The sequence below is a fragment of the Phytobacter sp. V69 genome (assembly GCF_965644215.1).
Classification (GTDB): Bacteria; Pseudomonadota; Gammaproteobacteria; order Enterobacterales; family Enterobacteriaceae; genus Phytobacter.
In genome coordinates this window covers 1-1,471 of the sequence record NZ_CBFFRL010000416.1, presented here as the reverse complement: position 1 = coordinate 1,471, position 1,471 = coordinate 1, and the positions used below count along the sequence as shown (strand labels likewise).

General features: G+C 56.6%; 2 protein-coding genes and 1 pseudogene. All 3 read left to right on the top strand.

What is annotated here, in order from left to right:
• Positions 1 to 64 precede the first annotated feature (64 nt).
• Positions 65 to 340: pseudogene (locus tag ACSZPU_RS25665) on the top strand (RpiB/LacA/LacB family sugar-phosphate isomerase); the annotation flags it as partial.
• Between the two features lie 26 nt (positions 341 to 366).
• Positions 367 to 1,317: a transaldolase gene (gene tal, locus ACSZPU_RS25660; protein ID WP_499004428.1), complete on the top strand. Its 951-nt coding sequence runs from the start codon at positions 367 to 369 to the stop codon at positions 1,315 to 1,317.
• Between the two features lie 20 nt (positions 1,318 to 1,337).
• On the top strand, positions 1,338 to 1,471 hold a 134-nt coding region (locus tag ACSZPU_RS25655), incomplete at its 3' end, for a thiamine pyrophosphate-binding protein (protein WP_499004430.1).

Below are 1,471 nucleotides of genomic sequence, written 5' to 3'. Positions count from 1 at the left end.
TAACTCAGGTGATTAAGGGACACAGCCTAGAAGGCCCTATTATCAATGATTTTTATCCTCGTGACGACACTATCTAATTTGCGGTACCGGTATTGGAATGAGCATTGTGGCCAATAAAGTGCCGGGCGTTCGCGCTGCACAGTGCCACGACACTTTCTCAGCCGAACGTGCGCGTAAAAGCAATAATGCACAGATCGTGACCTTAGGTGCGCGTGTGATAGCACCGGAGCTGGGCAAACTGATTATCCAGGCCTGGCTGGCTTCGGAATATGAAGGGGGCGGTTCTGCGGCAAAAGTAGAACGCATTGATTATTACCAGAATCAGCACGCCAGAGACTAAACGCCACGGCGCGTAAGGAGACCAGGATGAACCAGTTAGAAGCCTTAAAAGCCGTTACCGTGGTGGTTGCCGACACCGGTGATATTGATTCGATTAAAAAATTTGCCCCGCAGGACGCCACGACTAACCCGTCACTGGTGCTGAAAGCGGCACAGCTTCCGCAGTATCAGGCCCTGATTGCCGATGCGGTAGGTAAAGCGCGTCGCCAGGGCGGCAGTGCGGAAACCCAGCTTATCAATGCCTGCGATCAGGTGGCGGTGGATATCGGCACCGAAGTCCTGCGACATGTGCCAGGACGTATTTCCACCGAAGTGGACGCCCGCTTCGCCTGGGATCGCGGCATGTGCGTTTCCCGTGCCCGCAAACTCATTCAGCTGTATCAGCAAAACGGCATCGACCCGTCACGCATCCTGATCAAACTGGCGGCGACCTGGGAGGGGATCCGCGCGGCAGAAGAGCTGGAGCAAAGCGGTATCAACTGTAACCTGACGCTGCTGTTCTCCTTCGCTCAGGCCCGTGCCTGTGCCGAAGCCGGGGTGTTCCTGATTTCGCCATTTGTCGGGCGCATTTACGACTGGTACCAGAAAAATGCCCCGCAGGCGACCTACGTTGCGCAGAACGATCCTGGCGTGAAATCGGTGCGCGAGATTTACCAGTATTACAAAGCCCACGGTTATGAAACGGTGGTGATGGGCGCAAGCTTCCGCCGTATTGAGCAAATTCAGGCGCTGGCCGGCTGCGACCGTCTGACCATCTCTCCGGCGCTGCTCGATGAACTGGCCGCCTGCGATGCACCGATGAACCGCCAGTTGAATCCGGGCTGCGTGAGCGAAAATCGCCCGAGCCCGATGAGCCAGGCCGAGTTCCTCTGGCAGCACCACCAGGATCCGATGGCGGTTGAAAAACTGGCTGAGGGGATCCGCCTGTTTGCCGTCGACCAGCTCAAACTGGAAAACATGATCCGCGATATGTTCTGAACCGCCCGCAAGGATAAAAGATGAACACAGCAAAATTACAGCGCCGCGAGTGTGCCAATGCTCTGCGCGCACTCTCTATGGACGCGGTACAGAAAGCCAAATCCGGTCACCCGGGTGCCCCGATGGGTATGGCTGACATCGCCGAAGTCCTGTG

Bases quoted from the DNA above. Each gene is read 5' to 3' on its own strand.
- tal (WP_499004428.1), top strand. From the start codon at position 367: ATGAACCAGTTAGAAGCCTTAAAAGCCGTTACCGTGGTGGTTGCCGAC.